This is a genomic window from Variovorax sp. Varisp46 (assembly GCF_059491885.1).
Genome location: NZ_CP168515.1, coordinates 3646812 through 3663903, shown reverse-complemented (window position 1 = coordinate 3663903; position 17092 = coordinate 3646812). Strand labels below are relative to the sequence as shown.

Genomic DNA, 17092 nt, shown 5'->3' with positions numbered 1-17092 from the left:
CATGGGCGACTTCATCCAACTGTTCACCGAGTTGAAGGGCGTGCTGGGCGGCGCCGCGGCCGTGGGCGTCTCCGTGGCGCTCTACCTGTGGAGCCAGCGCGGCCAGCGGCAGCTCGACGGCGCGAACACGGAGGCGAACGTCTCTGCGATTGCGCATTGGAAGGATGTCGCCGAGCGTTCCGACGCGGCGCTCGTTGCGATGACGGCCCGCGCGGACAAGTTCGCTGAGGAGAGGAACGAAGCCTACAAGCAGCTGGCCCGAATGGAGGGGCAGCTCGCCGAAATGAACCGCCAGCTCGAGGCGCAGAACCTGAAGCTGGAAACCCAAAGCAAAGAAATGCAGGGCCTGCGCGACCAGGTCCGCAACCTTCAGGAGCAAATCCATGCACCGCGCTGACAGTGACTTCGGTCCCCTCGAACCTGTGAAGCGCCTGCCGCGCACCATGCGGCACGTCTTCAACGCCTGCGTCGTGATCGGCGGACTCGTCGGTGGGGGCGTGAGCATCGGCTACTTCCTCGGCGTGCAGCAGCAGAAGCAGGACTCGCTCGCGGAAATTGCACGCCTCCAGGAGGCCTATGGCGGGCGACTCAAGAAGGCGGCGGACAGCGTAACGACCGCGGCCATGGTGACCTCGAGCGCCGCAGAGGCCGTGGGCGAGGCGGCCGACCAGGTCGGCGCCGCGGCGAAGACTGCAACGACCGCCGCCATCACCGCCAAGGCAGCCGCGAAGGCAAGCGCCGTGCCGCCACCGGCACCCGCGCCTGCGGCGGCCGTGAACAACACGATCAAGCGAGCGAACGAAAAGCTGCAGGGAGGCCGGCCATGAACCGGGCGGCCGCGCTGGTGCTGCTCGTGGTCCTGCAGGGCTGCGCCACGCCTTCATCGCCGCTGGCGCCGGCGCGGGACTGTCCCGCGTTGCCGACCCTTCCGGCGAACCCGTCCGCAGCTCAACGCGGACAACACACCGAAGCCCTTGTTGCGCTGTACCTGCGCTGCGCCGGCGTCAACGAATGAATCAACGCTGCAGCCACGCGGCAATGGAGTGAAAAGCATGATCGACGTTTCCACCCTCATCGACTGCACGGGCGCGACGCGCGCCAATGCCGAGCGCTACGCCTGGCCGCTGAGCGACGGCATGGACCGGTTCGCCATCACGTCCGCGAGCGCCGCGGCATGCCTGCTCGGGCAGGTGGCGATCGAGTCCGAAGGCCGCGACGGGCCGCTCGCGGTGGTCGAGGAAGACCTCTACTACACAACGCCCGATCGGCTGCGCGCGGTCTTCCCCAGCTTGTTCGTGAAGGGGACACATCGCGCCGAGGACTACGTGCGCAACCCGGGTGGCCTGAGCCAGTTGCGCTACAAGGGCTATCACGGTCGCGGGCTGATCCAGCTCACCTGGCTCGACGCCTACCGCGCCGCCAGCGATGCGTTGGGCTTCGACTACGTCGGCGACCCGTCGCTGGTGCTGCAGCCGAAGCATGCGGCGCTGACTGCGTGCTGGTTTTTCGCCGCCTACAAGGGATGCCTGCCGGCTGCGGAGCGGGGCGACGTCTACGACATCACCGGGCGCGTCAACGGTGCGGCCCGGCTGAAGCTGGCCGAGCGCAAGGCGGCCACCGCGCGCGCCTACAAGGTGCTGAGCAAATGAGGCTGGCCCACCCCTCCACAACGGACCCGCACTACGCGTGGTTTCATTGCCCCGGCTGCGACGAGAAGCATGCGGTGAGCACCGGCCCAGGCCGTTGGGGCTGGAATGGCTCGCATGATGTGCCGACGCTGACACCCTCTGTACTTGTGCGCAGCGGCCACTTCGCGGCCAGCCACAAGCCCGGCGACAGCTGCTGGTGCACCTACAACGCGAAACACCCGGATCGACCGAGCCACTTCCAATGCATGGTGTGCCATTCGTTCGTCACCGATGGCCGCATTCAGTTCCTCGCCGACTGCACGCATGCGCTCGCTGGCCAGACCGTGGACCTGCCGGAGGTGGGGTCATGATCCTGCCCGACCTCAAGACCGGCGCGCTCTGGGCTCTTGGCCTTGCGCTCGTGGCCGCGCTGGCCACCGCCGGCATCGAACGCACACGCGTCGCCGGCGCACGTGCTGACCTGGCCGCCGAGAAGGCTGACCGCGCCAAGGAAAACACCGCTCGAGCGCTGGCCGCGCTAAGGGATCTGCAGCGCACCGTCGCCCTGGTGGCTGCGCATGCTCAAACTCAACAGGGAAACGTTGATGCCTACGAAAAGAAGCTGGCAATCTTGGAGCGCGATCGCCGCGCTGCTGACGCTGAGCGCAACCGGGTGCGCAAGCAATACATCGATTTCGCCGCCCGTGATCGGGACCAAGCCCGTAGCGACCCCGCTGCCTGCCAGCGTGTCGCGGATCGATCCGCAGTCCTCGCAGCCATGGCTGCAAGAAGTCGAGAGCTTCTTGAGCGAGGTCGACTCGTTGTTGAGGGGCGAGACAACGAAGTGCAGCTTTTGCTCGGCACCGTGAGAAACGATCGCGCGCTGCTGGCGCCTCCGTAGACCCGTTCCATTCCGCAAACGAATCACCCCCAGCCTTCGAGCTGGGGTATTTTGTCGTTTTGGACTACTGCAGTGCGACCTCGGTGCCATCGGCCGCCACCATCACGCCCGGCGAAGCCTCGTCGACCTCGATGGTCACGCCCATGTGCTTGTCTGGCATCGTGACTGTCTTGCCGACGTTGTTGTTCAGGAGGCGCAGGTCGCCCAGGTAGGTGTCGCGCAGCGCCGGCGACAGCACGAACTTCTGCGGGTATGCGTTGTTGTTCGCTCTCCAGTGCGCGGAGAGCTTCTCGGTCATCTGCAGGTAGAGGGTGGTCATCCTGGCATTGTCGCGGCGAGCGCTGCGGGCAAAAGAAAACCCGCCGAAGCGGGTGAAGAGGGCCGATGTTCGGCGGCCCCGGGGAGGTGCGATCGCCGAGGCAGTCGCGCCTCGATTCTCCCGCGGAGGCCCGCTCCGTCCGCGTGAAGAATTGCTCAGGCGAGAGTCAACAAGAGTGAACTGCGGGCCGCCCATGAAAAAGCCGCCTCGAGGGCGGCTTTGAGAATGTGGTCGTGAACTCTTACGCGGTCCACGCTACGGCAAATTCGTTTGCATGAAGTCATTATTGTTTTTCTCGTCGTAGTGACTTCGACGCGCTGGTGTGAGATTCAGCTGCCTGGCCAGGCACTGCTCAGAAGGTCTGAGCGTGCCGCGATTGTATCAGGGGGAAGTGCGCCGAATTTCCACAGGTCCGATGCCGTTGTAGATCGTGGTGCCGTCTTTCAGCGACGTGACCGTCCAGCGCTCGGTGCCGTGCCCTGGCGTGACCTTGTAGTCGCCCGGCGCCAGCGGCAGATCGCATTCTTCGTGCACGCGGTCGCTGTACCAGGCCGGCGAGAAGAGGGTGGTGGTCTGAGAGGGAAAGAAATCTGGTTGGCTCATGGGCTGATTGTCGCGGGCTGCTCCCTGGGGGACGGGACGCACCACCAAGACTGAGGGCGCTGCGGGTCATTTACTGGCCGCTCGAAGCCAGAAAGCAGAATGCCTCCCTCAATCTGGACGAGTCGGATGTTCCTGATCTCAAAGAGGGGGTTGATGTGTTGTCCCTCCAGCGGTCGCTCGGGGTAGAACCTCGCGTGCCACTCCGGCCAGCCGCCGTTCTTCTTGACCTCAAGCCAGCCGGGCACGCCGCGCGAACGAACCACGTCGGTGGAAAGCTTGCTGCCCCCTTCGCGGAGGAGATAAACGGTGCTGAACATCGAGCATCTGACCTCAGAACGGCACCGGTCCATACATTGCCCGGATGTGGTCGCCGGCGCAGCCGTCACGAGCATCGCGGAAGCGATCCGCGGCCCCCGCGCAGAGCGTCGCCACGCCGTAGGCGAAGTCCAACGCCTCCTTCGAAAGCGGCTGGCCAGCATCGAGAAGACCGACCTCGACGGCCAGGGACTGAAACTTCTCCTCCGCGCGCTTGAGCGGGGAGTCGGCGCCGGTGCAGGAGTTGAAGTGCTGGCGGGCAACCTCCTCAGGCAGCCGGTGGCCGACGACGCGCTGCAGCGTGATGGCGTCCATGGTCGTGTACTCCACGTCAATGCGACCGTTTGCCAGGGTCTGCCATTCAGCGGCAAAGCGGTTGATCCAGTCCTTCCTGTGCTGACGATCGGGGGTTTGAGATGGGGAGTCGGGGGAGAATTCGGGGGCGGTGGTTTCCATGATGGTCTCCGAAAGAACTGTATGAAAATACAGTATCCGCCTCAGGTATTCGGCCGTCAACAGGTTCCCAAGCGCAGAATCTGGGCACCATGTGCACCCGTTACATCTCCCCCGAAGACCGCGAGATCGAGGCGGCCTGGTACATCGGTGCCCGCTCGGCGGAGCGCTGGCTGCGCAGCATGCGGCCGATGTACACCGGGCCGTTCATGCGTCGTGCCGTCGACAAAACGGAGTACGAGCGCGAGATCGCCGTAGGGCAGTGGTCTCTGATTCCGTCGTGGTCCAGCAGCCATGTCCCAACCGCACCGCCGCGCAAGGGCGAGACGAAGGGCAGGGAGCTGGCCACGCACAATGCCCGCTTCGCCGGCATCGAGAAGAAGCCGGCCTTCAAGGACTCATGGAAGCTGAGTCGACGCTGCATCATCCCGGCCTGGAGCTTCGACGAGCCGAACTGGGAGGCGGGCAAGAACCAATGGTGGCGCTTCCGGCGCGCGGACGGTCGCCTCTGGGGCCTGGCCGGCCTGTGGAGCACCTGGAAGGATCTGGAGACCGAGAAGGTGTGGGAGAGCTACACCATGCTCACGATCAACGCGAACCTGCATCCGATCATGTCCCGGATGCACAAGCCCGAAATCGACAAGACGACGAAAAAGCCGCTCGAAGTGCAAGACAAGCGCTCCTTGGTGGCAATCGAGGAGCATGACTTCGACCGTTGGCTGATCTGCGAACCGGAGGAGGCACGGGAGATGATGGAACTGATCCCGGTTGATCAGATCGACGCGGGGCCTGTAGCAGCGCAGGAACTTCGAGAGGAAAAGGCGGCGCCTTCTAGCGCTGACGAAGGGGAATTGCCGTTCTGAGGTACTGCCAAATTCGGCTGAGTGCTTGTCCCGAGCATAGAAAGCTGTTGAATATCAAGGGCTTGCTGGTGCTTTCGACAGGAATCGAAATGTGCACCCCCTGAAATGCAACAAGCCCGCGATGCGGGCTTGTTTGTCAGGATGCCATTAGTTGTCGAAGGGCATCAGACAGATCCTTCGCCGGCAGCGGCGGCAACGGCAGGGACCTCGGGGACGGGATCGTTGGCGGCAGGCACGTTGGGCGATTCATGCTCTGCCGCGCTACCTCCGCTGATCGGATGCCCGCTTGGCGGATTGCTTCCTTCAGGGTGGTCTGGCTGTTGTGCGGTGTCATGGTCTGCTCCTGGTGAGGCTGCTGGGGGGATATAGGCGACTGAAGGGGAAGCGCTATCGATACCGGCATCCATCTGCGAATGGAGAGCTTCGCTGATTTGAGATAGTACACCGGGCGGCTCCTGCACGTCGAGGAAGATGCTGCGGGCTTCTTTTCGGTCGATTACAAAACCGTGCGATGGATACTTGGTGACGATGTCTGCCAGTCCGTTGGCGCGAAGGTTGCCGCTCTTCTCGTTCAACCGCGTGCCGTAGGCGAAAGCGATTTCCATCGCCCGCTGCGTCTCGGCAAGACGCATGGGGTCTATCTGCGCAAAAATCGGTTCGAAGAGGCCTGCAGTCAATTTGGTTGAGATGTCAGCCGCTATCTTGGTGGAGATTCTTGCCTGACTGTGAAGTTCGTTCAGGTAAGACCGGAACGCATTCATCGCCGACTGCTGTAGATTGTTGACGGCTTGGATGATGTCCAGTCCCGAATTAAAACCATTTAATTCGTCGTTCTTCTTGACTTGAACGTCCAGGGGGCCGAGCTCGCTCATATCTGCCATGTAGATGGTCTTGGCCCCGATTGCAATAAGTGTTCCCGCGCTTTTGCAGTACCGGGGGACCAGCAGGGAAAACTCGCCGTAGGCGTGCTGAAAGGCACGGGCGATTCGAAAGCCGGCGTGTGGATCCCCGCCCGGTGTTCCCAAGACTAAAAGAGCATTGTTCGATTGTCTTTTTTTCAGCTGCTCGCAAACTGCGTGATAGCCAGCGAGGTTGATCTGACCGGCGTAAACATAAATATCCATGCGCGCGATTTGAGAGGGAATTATTCAGAAACACAATAGTATTTTCGCGCTATGTCGAGGTTTGCCGGTCTTCTGAGGGAAAGTTCCGCGTTGCTTCCGTGAGACAAGGATTCGAATCGATGTGTAGGCATCCTTGTAGGCATCCATGTAGAAATTGCTCGGGGATGCTTGCAAAGACTGGACATGTTGCTCCCTCCCTCTCCTCCAAGAAGTCAATAAACAAGCGCCTTTCGGGGCGCTTTTTTATTTCTTACACCATTGTTCCTACCAATTCGATTGACGGTCGAACTTGGGTACAAAGTGCATTGCCTCGGCCTTCGCAAGGATAGGTCTTGTCCCCTGCTTTCCCCTCGCCAAGCAGATGTTGTCGGCTACGTTGCTCTGACCATGGGCGAGGGCCACGTCCCAGCGTTCCGTTGGTGCAGTCGATCAGGCAGACGTCGCCACGGCCATCGTGCAGCGGCGATCGCCAGCTTCCGCGAGTCGGCTGCCCTTGGGGGGCGAGGCACGCAAAAAAATATGGACGGCGCCAAGGAGGGCGTGCTGACATCCAGCCTTGTTGAGGTCGACTGGAAGCTGGCGCTTGGGGGGAGGCGCGCGATGGCATGCCTTGCATGCACGCCACGTACGCGAAGTGCCTTGCTGTCCTGTGTGAGTGGCGAATTTTTTGAACGCGACCTGCTGTCGCAAAAAAGGGAACTGCGGATCGGCTTTGATGTCTAGGGCAATCCCGGGCTCGAAGCTTGCGTGAAGAAGGCCACACTGGCATGGCTGGTGTCTATCTTCTTTCCATATAGGGCTTCTTCCTCCATGTCTTCCCGTTCATTTCGTCATGGCACCTTGTCCGCCGTTGCCTTGCTGACCCTGGCGCTGGGCGCCAGCGCACAGACGTCGCTGCATCAGCAGATCGGGCCTGTCGTCAACGGTATGTACCCCTCGCTCGACACGCTCTACAAAGACCTGCACGCCAATCCGGAGATCGCCTTCCAGGAAGTGCGAACGGCTGCGAAGCTGGCCGGCGAAATGCGCAAGCTCGGTTTCGATGTCACCGAGAAGGTCGGCGGCACGGGCCTCGTCGCGATCTACAAGAACGGCGCAGGCCCGACCGTGCTCGTGCGCACCGAACTCGACGCGCTGCCCATGGAAGAGAAGACCGGCTTGCCGTACGCGAGCAAGGCCAAGACCCAATCGAACGGCCGCGAGACCTTCGTGGCGCACAGCTGCGGCCACGACATCCACATGGCGAGCTGGGTCGGCACCGCGCGCACGCTGCTCACGATGAAAGATCAGTGGAAGGGCACGCTGATGTTTGTCGCGCAGCCCGCTGAGGAAACCGTGTCAGGTGCCAAGGCCATGCTTGCCGACGGCCTGTTCAAGCGCTTTCCCAAGCCCGACTTCGCGTTCGCTCTGCACACCTCGCCGTCGCCCTATGGCTTCGTCGGTTACAAGGTCGGTGCGATCAGTTCTAACTCTGACTCGCTCGAGATCACCTTCAAAGGCCGCGGCGGCCATGGATCGGCGCCGGACAAGACGATCGACCCGATTGCGATTGCCGCCCGTTTCATCACTGACGTGCAGACCGTGGTGAGCCGTGAGAAGGACCCGGCCGAGTTCGGCGTGGTCACCATCGGTGCGGTCCAAGCCGGCACAGTGGGGAACATCATTCCCGACACGGCGGTGTTGCGCGGCACCATCCGCAGCTACCAGCCGGAGGTGCGCGAGAAGCTGCTGGCCGGCGTTCGCCGCACGGCCAACGCGGCCGCGATGATGGGCGGTGCGCCCGAGCCGACGGTCGAGCTGGTGCCCGGCGGGGCTGCGGTGGTCAACGACGAAGCGGTGGTCAACCGGACGGCGGCGGCACTCAAGACGGCGTTCGGCGACCCGAAGGTGGTGCAGGTTCGGCCCATCACCGCGAGCGAGGATTTTTCCGAGTTCGGCAATGCGGGCGTGCCATCGATGATGTTCTTCGTGGGCGTGCTCTCTCCCGAAGAGGTGATGGCGTCGCTCAAGCCCGGCGGCAAGCCCTTGGCCTTCAATCACTCGCCCTTCTTCGCGCCGGTGCCCGAGCCATCGATCAAGACGAGTGTGGAGGCCATGAGCGTGGCCGTGCTCACCACCATGGCACCCAAGTAGCTCGGCGTGCGGCTGCCGCCGGCGACCGTAGTCTTCGACATGGCGTCGGCAGAACGCCGATGTCACGGCGCAAGAATTGGCGATTGGCCTCGTCTGCAATACCAGACCTTCGTCATGACGGCCTCTCCGCGACCGGCTACAGTCGGCCAACACTGATCACTCGCGCTTAGGTCAGAATCCGATGCGCGCAGTCACAGGACACGAGCTGCTCGGCCGAATGAAACGCACGGAGGAATCGAGTGAACAACCTGAAGCACGTGGGTGTGGCGGCATTCGCGCTAGTCATGAGTTTCTCGGTCAGTGCAGGAGCATGGGGTGAAGGCCCCTTTGATAACGACGATGCACAAGACTGGCTGATTGAATGCTCGAGGTCTGCGGGGGCAGACACGATAGCCGCAGCGATCGATGCAGCATTGCGTCCTGGCTATCTTGAGGCCGATGCGGGCTCTGTTGCTGTTGCCGCCGCCGAAGTTATCGCCAGTGCGGACGGAAAGGGGCCTGCCACGACCAGCGCAGACGCCGCGCCATGTCTCGCAAAGGCGCGCTCACCCGAGGTGCGCGCATTGGCGCCCCGTGCACGACAAGCCATCACTCGGGTTTCGGACGTCAGATCTTCCGAACTCGCTCAACTATGGTCCGCAGGCAAATCAAACCGATGGGCTGCCGGAATCAGCCAGCTTGCGACGAGGCTCGAACGGCAGCGGTAGCAGCCGGCCACAAGGCGACGTTGAACATGGCAGCACATAGCTGACACTCGACATGCCCAGTCGGCGCGTTGACCGTCTTGGGACAGCGAGGAAAAAATGATCGCGATTTCGATAGCTTCTTTGTGGAGGCCTTGGACGCAAGGCGTGCAGGCGTGACTGGATGAATGCGATGGCTTCCAGCCCCAAGTTCGGGACATCGATTGACCGCAATCCCGGATCGCCTGGACAAGTGCCTGATGTTCTCAGCCAAGTGCTCGCCACCTGCAGGTCAGAGCGGGCAGCGACGGCCCGCTTCACCCTGGCAGCACCTTGGGCGCTGAGTTCGCGCGGGGTTGAAGGTTTATTGATTCGCCTGGCGCGTGGCGCCCCCTACTGGATCGCATTGGAAGGGGCGGAGCCCGAACGCGTCGGCCCGCGAGATGTTGTGGTGCTGCCAAACGGTGGTGCCCATACCGTTTCGTCGGCGCCCGACGTCGCTGCGCAACCTTTCGCCCCGTTGATCGCACACCATTTGATCGGGCGACATGGCGAACACCCGCTTGCATTCACCCTTGACGGCGAGGGGCCGGTCACGGAACTGCTGTCACTCCATCTGTGGATGCCGGTCTTGGGCGAAGCAGCACTTATTGCGGCTCTTCCCGGCCTGATCATCATTCGGGAGGAGGATGCCGCAGGCACGGCAGCACTGACGATGGCCGCCGAGTCGTTGATCGACGAGACTTTCGCGCAGCAGCCGGGATGGCAACTCGTTGCGGCGCGCATTGCAGATCTTCTGCTGGTTCACGTCTTGCGTCGTCACCTGACCGACGCGAAGGGAACGCCATCGGGCTGGCTGCGGGCTCTACAAGATCCCGCGCTCGCGCGTGTGCTTCAGCAGCTGCACGCAGATCCCGCACGGAAGTGGACCGTGGAGCAGATGGCAAAGGTCGGCCTGGTCTCGCGAACCGTGTTCAACGAGCGGTTCCGGCGCTGCCTTCTGGTGACGCCCATGGACTATTTGAGCGCCCTGCGAATGGCGCTGGCCGCCGAGCGCCTGTGCAACAGCCGCCAGAGCCTTGCGCAGGTCGCGGCCCTTGTGGGTTACGACTCCGACAAGTCCTTTGCCCGAGCATTTCACCGCTGGGCCGGCGAGACACCCACGGCGTATGTGCGGCGCCGTACTGTCGGTTCCTGAACCCGGCGTTCCGGAGGTTGTGGGGCGCGGTGACGCTGCCGAGAATCCGTCGGCACTCCACGGTATCTCCCCACATGACCACGACCCATCCGCAGCATCACGCCAGTAAACAGATCGAAAACGCCGTAAGGGATGTCCTCATCGTTGGCGCCGGCATCGCCGGCTGTGCCGTCGCGATCGCGCTTGCGTCCCGCGGAGTGCGCGTGCGACTGATCGAAAAGCAAAGCGTCTGGCGTTTCCAGAGTTCGGGCATCTTCGTATACGGCAACGGGCTTCAGGCTTTTCGCGAGCTTGGGGTGATGAATGAAGTGCTTGATGCGGGCTTCTCCGTTACCGGCGGTCGCAACGTCTACATGGACCATCAGGGCCAGCACATTGTCGATGTGCACTACCCGAGTCCCGCGGCAGGCGTTCCTCCGATCCTGGGCGTTAAGCGAGCAGACATGCATCGCGTACTGGCCGCGCGGCTCTCAGGGCTCGGCTTACAGGCGCAGTTGGATACGCAACTGCTGAGTCTTGAATCCCAGGCCAACGGCGTGCAGGCTGCGCTGTCCGATGGCAGCACGCAGCACTTCGATCTAGTGATCGGTGCCGACGGCATTCGTTCACAGATGCGCAAATGGGTGGCTGGCGAGGTTGCTCCGCGGTACACCGGACTGGGCGTTTGGCGTAGCGTGCATGCGCGCCCCGTCGGGCTCACCGATAAGATCATGATGATGGGCGTGGGCAAACGCCTGGGCATCATGCCGATCAGCCACGACCGCCTCTACCTTTTTGGGACCGTTGCCGAACCCGCCGGGGCTCACTACGAGCGCTCCCAGTGGCCGGATCTCATGCGCGAACGTTTTGCCGAATTTGGCGGCCCTGCTCGCCAGTTCTTGCGTCAGCTCGGCGCCCAGGCCGAGGTGATCTATACCGCTGTGGAGGAGATGGCCCTGCCGCTGCCATGGCATGCCGGACGAGTACTGCTCGTCGGAGACGCGGCACATGCGTCCACCCCATTCATGGGCCAGGGCGGCACGATGGCTGTTCAGGATGCCGTGGTGCTCGGCAAGCTGCTTGACCAAGGCTTGGACACCGATTCACTGCTGGAGCGCTTTGGGAATCTGCGCCATCCGATGTGCCGCTTTGTGCAGGAGGCCTCGCGCAAGGTGGGCGAAGCCGGCGCGCTGGAAACGACTGGCAGCTGCGCACAGCGCGATCGAATCTTGCGCGAGCATGCGCAGGAGCGAGTGGACCACTTCTATGCCGAGCTGGAGCGGCTCGGCGCGCCCGAAGTCCACCTCATTTCCTCTCCTCTTGAGAATTAAAAGGAAGCCGCATTAACAAGTCGACTCCTTGCACCGAGCACTTTCGCAATGGCCCAACTGGTGCCGAACGAATCCCAAATCGGAGGACGACGTGCTGAATTGACCTGCTCCCTACCAGCCCTACCAGCGTCTGCGGCAATGGCTAGGAGGAATGCGGAGGGCGCCGCCGTCGCTTTCAGGCGCTCAGAACGCCATCCGAATGCCCACGTCGTAGCCCAGCGCACGGTGCGGCTGCATGCCGTTGGTGGTCGCGTAGCCCGGCTGAGGGAAGATCGCCGGCAGGCTCAGCACCAGCGGCGTCACGCCCATCACGGTCGGGTTGTTGCGGCCGTTGGCGATGTGGATGCGCGCCACCGAGGCATACAGCGCCGTGCGCTTGGAGAGGTTGTGCACGTAGCCGAGTGCGAGCTTGTTCACCGACGAATTGCCGTCTGGCAGATGCAGCCCGTTGACGAAGCGCACGCGTGCATACGAGGCGCGCAGCATGCCCGCACCCAGAGGCACGTTCACGCCGGCCATGAGGCCGTCGTAGCGGTCGGCCAGGCGCAACGAACCGTTGGCGAACGGGGCGGCACTGTTGCGCACGTCGCGCACGCGCGACCATTCGCCGAACACCTTCACCACGCCGAAGTCGTACGAAGCACCGAGGTTCAGGCTCTTGATCTTCTCGCTCTGTACGGTGGTGCTGGCCAGCGTACTCTCGCCGTAGCCTAGCGCCACGTCGGCGGGGCCACTGGCCCAGCCGATGCGCCCGCCCGCGTAGCGCCCGCGTTTGGAGGGGCTGTCGGGCGTGTTGCTGATCTTGGTGTTCTCGTGCAGCGCGTACTGCACCTGGCCGTAGAAGCCGCCCAGGTTTGGTGGCAGGAAGTAGCTGACGGCGTTGCTGGTGCGCAGGTAGCTGTCGGTGCCTGCGGAGAGGCCGCCGTTCAGCAGGCTGCCCGTGGCCAGCGCGCGCGAGGCCGCGATGTTGCTGTTGACCACGGCGATCAGGTTGGTGCCCACGCCGTTGACGCTGAAGGGGTCGAACACCGCGTCATTCCAGAACGAGGCCGTGTAGTCGCGACCCAGGCGCAGTTCGCCGAAGGGGCCGCTGAGGCTGAGCGTGGAGCGGCGTCCGAAGTTCGTGATGCCGCCGCCTGTATCGTTGTTCAGCGGCGCCTCGAGCCAGAAGCTCGCGGCCAGTCCGCCGCCGAGGTCTTCGGTGCCGCGAAAGCCGATGCGGCTGGACGCATTGCCCGAGGGCGACAGCACGGTCTGGCTCTGGCGCAGCTCGGCCGAGCGCAGCGGGTTGTGCGAACTGCTGGTGGTGCGGTAGTGGCTCACGCCTGCGTCCATCACGCCGAACAGCGTGAGCGAGGACTGGGCGAGGGAAGCGCCGGCAGCGAGGGTCGCGGCTGCGGCGGCGACGAGGGTCTTCTTCTTCTTCTTCATGGTCTTGTCTCCTGGTTGTTGTGTGTGTTGTCGTCTCTGTCGTCGTGCGTCAGGGCGCCCAGCGCAGCAGCGCGAGCACCAGCGCGGCGATGAAGACGGTCTCGCCGACCATCAGAACCACCGGCTTGAGGCCCACGTCGACCAGCTCGCGCAGCTGCGTCTTCATGCCGATGCCGGCCATGGCCGCAACCAGGAACCAGCGCGACAGGTCGCTGCCCGCGGTGGCGAGGGCCGACGGCAGCCAGCCCGTGCTGTTGAGCGCCACCAGCGCAGCGAACGCCACCGCGAACCACGGCAGCAGCGGCGGGCGCTGGCCGCCCACGGCCTTGCCGGTGGCACGCGTGAACATCACGGCGAACAGGATGACCGGCAGCAGCGCCGCCACGCGCATCAGCTTGACCAGCGTGGCCGTGTCGCCCGTGGCCTGCGACATGCCGTAGCCCGCGCCCACCACCTGCGCCACGTCGTGGATGGTGGCGCCCAGGAACACGCCGGCCGTGTGCGTGTCCATGCCCAGGGCGCGTGCGATCAGGGGGTAGGCGATCATCGTGAGCGTCGACAGCGCCGACACGCCCACCACCGTGAACAGCGTGGCGCGTTCCTTCAGCGGATGCGGCGGCAGCGCCGCGGCCAGCGCCAGCGCGGCCGAAGCGCCGCAGATCGCGGTGGCGCCGCCGCTGAGCAGGCCGAACAGCACGTTGAAGCCCATCAGCCGCGCCACGACCATCGACACGCCGATGGTCAGCACCAGCGACACCGCCACCAGCAGCACCGGGTGCCAGCCCAGCGCCACCACCTGCGCGGCCGTGATGCGCAGCCCGAGCAGCGCCACGCCCCAGCGCAGCACGTGGCGCGCGGTGAACTCGATGCCGGGCTTGCACGGGCCCTCGGCCGAAAGAAAGTTCATCGCCATGCCGAGGATGAGCGCGAACAGCATCACCGGCGCACCGTAGTGCTGCGACAAAAAGGTGGACGCGGCGGCGACCACCGCGCAGGCGAGCGTGCCCGGAAAGAGCAGGCGGCCGCGCGCCGGCCATGCGGCGACAGAAAAGGCGATCATGAAAACCTCAGGGCACGAGCACGGTGGCGCCGGTGGTCTTGCGGCCTTCGAGCGCGCGGTGCGCTTCGGCCGCGTCGGCCAGTGCGAAGCTCTGCTGCGGCTCGCTCACGATGCGGCCGGCCAGCACGTGGCCGAACAGTTCGTCGGCCATGCTGAGCATGTGCGGGCGCGGATGGATGTAGTGCACCATCGCCGGCCGCGTGAGCCAGATCGAGCCCTTCGCAGCCAGCAGCTTGGTGTCGAGGACCACGGCGCCAGAAGAGGTGCCGTTGCTTACCAGCGTGCCGCGCGGCTGCAGGCAATCGAGCGAAGCCTCCAGTGTGTCCTTGCCCACCGAGTCGTACACCACGGGCACACCCTTGCCGTCGGTGATCTCGCGCACACGCTGGGCGATGTTCTCGCGCGAGGTCACGATGGTGTGGGTGCAGCCGTTGGCCTTGGCGACGGCGGCTTTCTCGTCGGTGCTCACGGTGCCGATCATCGTCACGCCCATGGCACGGGCCCACTGGCAGGCGATGAGGCCCACGCCACCCGCGGCTGCGTGGTACAGGATGGTCTCGCCGCCCTTCAATGGATAGACCTGGCGGAACAGGTATTGCGCCGTCATGCCCTTCATCATCAGCGTGGCGGCGGTGCTGTCCGAGATGCCGTTGGGCAGCGGAATGAGCACATCGGCAGGCATCACACGCACCTGCGAGTACGCCCCCTGCGGCCCGATGAGGTAGCCCACGCGATCACCCACGCGGATGTCGGTCACGCCCGACCCCACGGCTTCGACCACGCCCACGGCGTCGGAGCCCAGGCCGTTGGGCAGCGCGAGCGGATAGCGCCCCGTGCGGAAATAGATGTCGATGAAGTTGACGGCGATGAGGCTGTGGCGCACGCGCGCCTGACCGGGGCCGGGTTCGCCGACCTCGACGTGTTCGAGCTTGAGCACGTCGGCGCCGCCGGTCTCGTGGAAGCGGATGGCCTGGTTCATGGTGCGTCTCCTGATGCGATGCGTGTGGGGCTGGGATGGAACGGATTCTTGCGGCGCGTTTCAACGTCGGGAAGTGTGGTCTCGGCGATGTCCCAAATCGGCAAATTGATGCCCCAATTAAGCAAGAACTGCGAGCGGAGTGCGCCGGATACTGGCGGCGTTGGCCCACCGAGGCCCGCATGAAAAAACCGGAGACAACCCATGAAACTGCTGCACTTTGTACGCGCCGCCGTGGCGCTGGTCGGATGCTCGATGGCCCTCGGGGCCTGGGCGCTGGGCGACAAGCCCGTCAAGCTCATCGTCCCCGCGCCGCCGGGCGGCACGATGGACATCGTCGCCCGCGTCGTCGGGCAGCAGATGGCGCTGGACATCGGCCGTCCCGTGATCGTCGAGAACCGCCCCGGTGCCGGCGGATCGATCGGCCTGCAGGCCATGCTGCAGGCGCCGGCCGACGGCGACACGATCGTGATGGCGGCGAGCAACGTGTTGGCTGAAACGCCGCAGGTCGTGAAGATGCCCTTCGATCCGCTGAAGGACGTGGTGCCCATTGCCTCGGTGGCGCGCTCGGGCGTGGTGCTCGTCACGGCCGCGAACTTTCCGGCCAAGGACTTCCAGGGCCTGGTCGCCGAGCTGAAGACGCGCAAGGGCAAGGCCAGCTTCGCCAGCTACAGCCCCGGCACCGTGTCGCAGTACGCGGGCCTGATCCTCAGCGACCGCGCGGGGCTCGACCTGCAGCACATCGGCTACCCCGGCTCGCCGCCCGCGCTGCAGGACCTGCTGGGCGGCCAGGTTGACCTGATGTTCGACGGCATGCTCACCTCGATGCCGCTCATCAAGGCCGGCAAGCTGCGCCCTTACGCGTTCACCGGCAAGACCCGCTCGCGCTTCCTGCCCGACCTGCCCACCACCACCGAGCTCGGCTATCCCGACCTGCAGTTCCGCGGCTGGGTCGGCTTCATTGGCTCCGCCAAGCTGCCGGCCGACGTGCTGGCGAAGCTGCACGCCGTGATCGGCAAGGCCGGCCAGTCGCCCGCCGTGCAGCAGAAGCTGCTCGACGTGGGCCTGGAGCCCGAACTCAGCGTCGACACGCCCGCGCTCATCGTCGAGACGAAGGCGCTGTCGGAGCGCAACGCCGCCATCGTCAGGAAGTACCGCATCCAGGCGAACTGAGCTTCGCTCGCCATTTCATCGGAGACCCTTCATGAAGATCAGACCCATCACGCCCTCCATCGGCGCGGAAATCTCGGACGTCCACCTGGGCGAGGCCTCGCGCGACCCCGGGCGCTTTGCGCCGATCCGCGCCGCACTGCTCCAGCACAAGGTGCTGTTCTTCCGCGGACAGGACATCACGCGCGCCGAGCATGCGGCCTTTGCACGCTGCTTCGGCGCGCTCGAAGACCACCCCGTGGTCGGCAGCGACCCAGAGCACCCGGGCCTCGTGCGCATCTACCGCAGCGACAACAAGCACAGCTACGAGAACACCTATCACTGCGACGGCCTGTGGCGCCAAGCGCCGGCGATGGGGGCAGTGCTGCGCTGCATCGAGTGTCCCGAGATCGGCGGCGACACCATCTGGGTGAACATGGTGCAGGCGCACGACGAGCTGCCCGAAGAGATCAAGCAGAAGATCGGCAAGCTGCGCGCCAAGGCTGCTATCGAGCATTCGTTCGGTGCCGTCATGCCGATGGAAGCCCGCCTCAAGCTGGGCCAGGACCATCCGCCCGTGGAGCACCCCGTGGTGCGCACGCACCCCGAGACCGGCGAGAAGGTGCTCTACGTGGGCAGCTTCACCACGCACTTCGTGAACTACAGCACCCCCGAGAACGTGCGGCACGGCATCGACAAGACGCCCGGCGCGGCGCTGCTGCTGAACTACCTGCTCAGCCGCGCCACCATTCCCGAGTACCAGGTGCGCTGGTCGTGGCAGGCCGGCGACGTGGTCGTCTGGGACAACCGCAGCACGCAGCACTACGCGCTGAACGACTACTGGCCCGCGCCGCGCAAGATGGAACGCGCCGGCATCGTCGGCGACGTGCCGTACTGAGTTGTCCATCGATTCCGTTTCCTACATCGCAACCCGACAGAAACCACG

At 64.4% G+C, this 17092-nt stretch carries 22 protein-coding genes; 14 read left to right on the top strand and 8 right to left on the bottom strand.

Translation table 11 applies throughout. The annotated features are described in order from the left end of the window. Position 1: 1 nt before the first annotated feature. Genes ACEN9N_RS17155 through ACEN9N_RS17130 form a run of 6 tightly spaced genes read left to right on the top strand, consistent with a single transcriptional unit; the run spans position 2 to position 2529 of the window. Positions 2 to 397, top strand: coding sequence for a hypothetical protein (locus tag ACEN9N_RS17155; protein ID WP_444766203.1), 396 nt, complete (start codon positions 2 to 4; stop codon positions 395 to 397). After that, complete coding sequence (locus ACEN9N_RS17150) at positions 384 to 827, top strand: hypothetical protein (protein WP_495654106.1); 444 nt, start codon at positions 384 to 386, stop codon at positions 825 to 827. The genes ACEN9N_RS17155 and ACEN9N_RS17150 overlap by 14 nt, the downstream gene beginning before the upstream one ends. Continuing rightward, the gene (locus ACEN9N_RS17145) at positions 824 to 1015 is read left to right on the top strand and encodes a hypothetical protein (protein WP_495654105.1); all 192 of its coding nucleotides are present in this window, start codon (positions 824 to 826) and stop codon (positions 1013 to 1015) included. Before ACEN9N_RS17150 ends, ACEN9N_RS17145 begins: the two co-directional genes overlap by 4 nt. A gap of 37 nt (positions 1016 to 1052) precedes the next feature. After that, complete coding sequence (locus ACEN9N_RS17140) at positions 1053 to 1649, top strand: glycoside hydrolase family 19 protein (protein ID WP_495654104.1); 597 nt, start codon at positions 1053 to 1055, stop codon at positions 1647 to 1649. After that, positions 1646 to 1999: a ubiquitination-like system serine protease family protein gene (locus ACEN9N_RS17135; RefSeq protein ID WP_495654103.1), complete on the top strand. Its 354-nt coding sequence runs from the start codon at positions 1646 to 1648 to the stop codon at positions 1997 to 1999. Before ACEN9N_RS17140 ends, ACEN9N_RS17135 begins: the two co-directional genes overlap by 4 nt. Continuing rightward, positions 1996 to 2529 (top strand): hypothetical protein, encoded by a 534-nt coding sequence (locus tag ACEN9N_RS17130; RefSeq protein WP_495654102.1) that lies wholly within the window; start codon positions 1996 to 1998, stop codon positions 2527 to 2529. The genes ACEN9N_RS17135 and ACEN9N_RS17130 overlap by 4 nt, the downstream gene beginning before the upstream one ends. Positions 2530 to 2593: 64 nt before the next feature. On the opposite strand, the gene ACEN9N_RS17125 is transcribed toward ACEN9N_RS17130, so the two are convergent. The 4 genes from ACEN9N_RS17125 to ACEN9N_RS17110 all read right to left on the bottom strand — a co-directional run bounded on the left by ACEN9N_RS17125 (position 2594) and on the right by ACEN9N_RS17110 (position 4222). Further along, positions 2594 to 2848, bottom strand: a complete 255-nt coding sequence (locus ACEN9N_RS17125; RefSeq protein WP_495654101.1) for a hypothetical protein — start codon at positions 2846 to 2848, stop codon at positions 2594 to 2596. Positions 2849 to 3229: 381 nt separating this feature from the next. After that, the gene (locus tag ACEN9N_RS17120; RefSeq protein ID WP_495654100.1) at positions 3230 to 3451 is read right to left on the bottom strand and encodes a hypothetical protein; all 222 of its coding nucleotides are present in this window, start codon (positions 3449 to 3451) and stop codon (positions 3230 to 3232) included. Next, positions 3448 to 3768 carry a hypothetical protein gene (locus ACEN9N_RS17115; protein WP_495654099.1) on the bottom strand — a complete coding sequence of 107 codons (321 nt, stop codon included), beginning with the start codon at positions 3766 to 3768 and terminating at the stop codon, positions 3448 to 3450. The genes ACEN9N_RS17120 and ACEN9N_RS17115 overlap by 4 nt, the downstream gene beginning before the upstream one ends. A 13-nt stretch (positions 3769 to 3781) precedes the next feature. After that, entirely contained in the window at positions 3782 to 4222 is a 441-nt protein-coding gene (locus ACEN9N_RS17110) for a hypothetical protein (RefSeq protein ID WP_495654098.1), read from the bottom strand. Between the two features lie 89 nt (positions 4223 to 4311). Between ACEN9N_RS17110 and ACEN9N_RS17105 the strand changes: the two genes are divergently transcribed. Further along, on the top strand, positions 4312 to 5082 hold the full coding sequence (locus ACEN9N_RS17105) for an SOS response-associated peptidase (RefSeq protein WP_495654097.1): 771 nt from the start codon (positions 4312 to 4314) through the stop codon (positions 5080 to 5082). A gap of 164 nt (positions 5083 to 5246) precedes the next feature. On the opposite strand, the gene ACEN9N_RS17100 is transcribed toward ACEN9N_RS17105, so the two are convergent. Continuing rightward, positions 5247 to 6206 carry an SDH family Clp fold serine proteinase gene (locus tag ACEN9N_RS17100; protein WP_495654096.1) on the bottom strand — a complete coding sequence of 320 codons (960 nt, stop codon included), beginning with the start codon at positions 6204 to 6206 and terminating at the stop codon, positions 5247 to 5249. Between the two features lie 519 nt (positions 6207 to 6725). Between ACEN9N_RS17100 and ACEN9N_RS17095 the strand changes: the two genes are divergently transcribed. The 5 genes from ACEN9N_RS17095 (at position 6726) to ACEN9N_RS17075 (ending at position 11530) form a co-directional block, all read left to right on the top strand. Then, positions 6726 to 6929, top strand: coding sequence for a hypothetical protein (locus ACEN9N_RS17095; RefSeq protein ID WP_413315731.1), 204 nt, complete (start codon positions 6726 to 6728; stop codon positions 6927 to 6929). Between the two features lie 87 nt (positions 6930 to 7016). Continuing rightward, entirely contained in the window at positions 7017 to 8339 is a 1323-nt protein-coding gene (locus tag ACEN9N_RS17090) for an amidohydrolase (RefSeq protein WP_007836079.1), read from the top strand. 239 nt (positions 8340 to 8578) lie between these two features. Continuing rightward, complete coding sequence (locus tag ACEN9N_RS17085) at positions 8579 to 9046, top strand: DUF4259 domain-containing protein (RefSeq protein ID WP_495654095.1); 468 nt, start codon at positions 8579 to 8581, stop codon at positions 9044 to 9046. Positions 9047 to 9215: 169 nt separating this feature from the next. Next, on the top strand, positions 9216 to 10220 hold the full coding sequence (locus ACEN9N_RS17080; RefSeq protein WP_495654094.1) for an AraC family transcriptional regulator: 1005 nt from the start codon (positions 9216 to 9218) through the stop codon (positions 10218 to 10220). Positions 10221 to 10294: 74 nt separating this feature from the next. After that, positions 10295 to 11530 carry an FAD-dependent oxidoreductase gene (locus ACEN9N_RS17075; RefSeq protein ID WP_495654093.1) on the top strand — a complete coding sequence of 412 codons (1236 nt, stop codon included), beginning with the start codon at positions 10295 to 10297 and terminating at the stop codon, positions 11528 to 11530. A 183-nt stretch (positions 11531 to 11713) separates the two neighbouring features. Here ACEN9N_RS17075 and ACEN9N_RS17070 read toward each other — a convergent pair whose 3' ends face one another. From ACEN9N_RS17070 to ACEN9N_RS17060, 3 genes are read right to left on the bottom strand one after another with little or no spacing between them, the layout of a single operon-like run. Further along, entirely contained in the window at positions 11714 to 12961 is a 1248-nt protein-coding gene (locus ACEN9N_RS17070; RefSeq protein ID WP_495654092.1) for a porin, read from the bottom strand. Between the two features lie 49 nt (positions 12962 to 13010). Continuing rightward, positions 13011 to 14021 (bottom strand): YeiH family protein, encoded by a 1011-nt coding sequence (locus ACEN9N_RS17065; protein ID WP_495654091.1) that lies wholly within the window; start codon positions 14019 to 14021, stop codon positions 13011 to 13013. Positions 14022 to 14028: 7 nt separating this feature from the next. Next, the gene (locus ACEN9N_RS17060; protein WP_495654090.1) at positions 14029 to 15000 is read right to left on the bottom strand and encodes a quinone oxidoreductase family protein; all 972 of its coding nucleotides are present in this window, start codon (positions 14998 to 15000) and stop codon (positions 14029 to 14031) included. A gap of 201 nt (positions 15001 to 15201) precedes the next feature. Here ACEN9N_RS17060 and ACEN9N_RS17055 point away from each other — a divergent pair, with 201 nt between their 5' ends. Together ACEN9N_RS17055 and ACEN9N_RS17050 are read left to right on the top strand one after the other, a co-directional pair. After that, the gene (locus ACEN9N_RS17055; RefSeq protein WP_495654089.1) at positions 15202 to 16170 is read left to right on the top strand and encodes a Bug family tripartite tricarboxylate transporter substrate binding protein; all 969 of its coding nucleotides are present in this window, start codon (positions 15202 to 15204) and stop codon (positions 16168 to 16170) included. 31 nt (positions 16171 to 16201) lie between these two features. Then, positions 16202 to 17044 (top strand): TauD/TfdA dioxygenase family protein, encoded by an 843-nt coding sequence (locus ACEN9N_RS17050; protein ID WP_007836074.1) that lies wholly within the window; start codon positions 16202 to 16204, stop codon positions 17042 to 17044. Positions 17045 to 17092 lie beyond the last annotated feature (48 nt).

What these genes read in the sequence shown, in the direction of transcription:
- ACEN9N_RS17155 (WP_444766203.1), top strand. Translation starts at nt 2, where the DNA reads ATGGGCGACTTCATCCAACTGTTCACCGAGTTGAAGGGCGTGCTGGGC.
- ACEN9N_RS17150 (WP_495654106.1), top strand. Translation starts at nt 384, where the DNA reads ATGCACCGCGCTGACAGTGACTTCGGTCCCCTCGAACCTGTGAAGCGC.
- ACEN9N_RS17145 (WP_495654105.1), top strand. Translation starts at nt 824, where the DNA reads ATGAACCGGGCGGCCGCGCTGGTGCTGCTCGTGGTCCTGCAGGGCTGC.
- ACEN9N_RS17140 (WP_495654104.1), top strand. Translation starts at nt 1,053, where the DNA reads ATGATCGACGTTTCCACCCTCATCGACTGCACGGGCGCGACGCGCGCC.
- ACEN9N_RS17135 (WP_495654103.1), top strand. Translation starts at nt 1,646, where the DNA reads ATGAGGCTGGCCCACCCCTCCACAACGGACCCGCACTACGCGTGGTTT.
- ACEN9N_RS17130 (WP_495654102.1), top strand. Translation starts at nt 1,996, where the DNA reads ATGATCCTGCCCGACCTCAAGACCGGCGCGCTCTGGGCTCTTGGCCTT.
- ACEN9N_RS17125 (WP_495654101.1), bottom strand. Translation starts at nt 2,848, where the DNA reads ATGACCACCCTCTACCTGCAGATGACCGAGAAGCTCTCCGCGCACTGG.
- ACEN9N_RS17120 (WP_495654100.1), bottom strand. Translation starts at nt 3,451, where the DNA reads ATGAGCCAACCAGATTTCTTTCCCTCTCAGACCACCACCCTCTTCTCG.
- ACEN9N_RS17115 (WP_495654099.1), bottom strand. Translation starts at nt 3,768, where the DNA reads ATGTTCAGCACCGTTTATCTCCTCCGCGAAGGGGGCAGCAAGCTTTCC.
- ACEN9N_RS17110 (WP_495654098.1), bottom strand. Translation starts at nt 4,222, where the DNA reads ATGGAAACCACCGCCCCCGAATTCTCCCCCGACTCCCCATCTCAAACC.
- ACEN9N_RS17105 (WP_495654097.1), top strand. Translation starts at nt 4,312, where the DNA reads ATGTGCACCCGTTACATCTCCCCCGAAGACCGCGAGATCGAGGCGGCC.
- ACEN9N_RS17100 (WP_495654096.1), bottom strand. Translation starts at nt 6,206, where the DNA reads ATGGATATTTATGTTTACGCCGGTCAGATCAACCTCGCTGGCTATCAC.
- ACEN9N_RS17095 (WP_413315731.1), top strand. Translation starts at nt 6,726, where the DNA reads ATGGACGGCGCCAAGGAGGGCGTGCTGACATCCAGCCTTGTTGAGGTC.
- ACEN9N_RS17090 (WP_007836079.1), top strand. Translation starts at nt 7,017, where the DNA reads ATGTCTTCCCGTTCATTTCGTCATGGCACCTTGTCCGCCGTTGCCTTG.
- ACEN9N_RS17080 (WP_495654094.1), top strand. Translation starts at nt 9,216, where the DNA reads ATGGCTTCCAGCCCCAAGTTCGGGACATCGATTGACCGCAATCCCGGA.
- ACEN9N_RS17075 (WP_495654093.1), top strand. Translation starts at nt 10,295, where the DNA reads ATGACCACGACCCATCCGCAGCATCACGCCAGTAAACAGATCGAAAAC.
- ACEN9N_RS17070 (WP_495654092.1), bottom strand. Translation starts at nt 12,961, where the DNA reads ATGAAGAAGAAGAAGAAGACCCTCGTCGCCGCCGCAGCCGCGACCCTC.
- ACEN9N_RS17065 (WP_495654091.1), bottom strand. Translation starts at nt 14,021, where the DNA reads ATGATCGCCTTTTCTGTCGCCGCATGGCCGGCGCGCGGCCGCCTGCTC.
- ACEN9N_RS17060 (WP_495654090.1), bottom strand. Translation starts at nt 15,000, where the DNA reads ATGAACCAGGCCATCCGCTTCCACGAGACCGGCGGCGCCGACGTGCTC.
- ACEN9N_RS17055 (WP_495654089.1), top strand. Translation starts at nt 15,202, where the DNA reads ATGAAACTGCTGCACTTTGTACGCGCCGCCGTGGCGCTGGTCGGATGC.
- ACEN9N_RS17050 (WP_007836074.1), top strand. Translation starts at nt 16,202, where the DNA reads ATGAAGATCAGACCCATCACGCCCTCCATCGGCGCGGAAATCTCGGAC.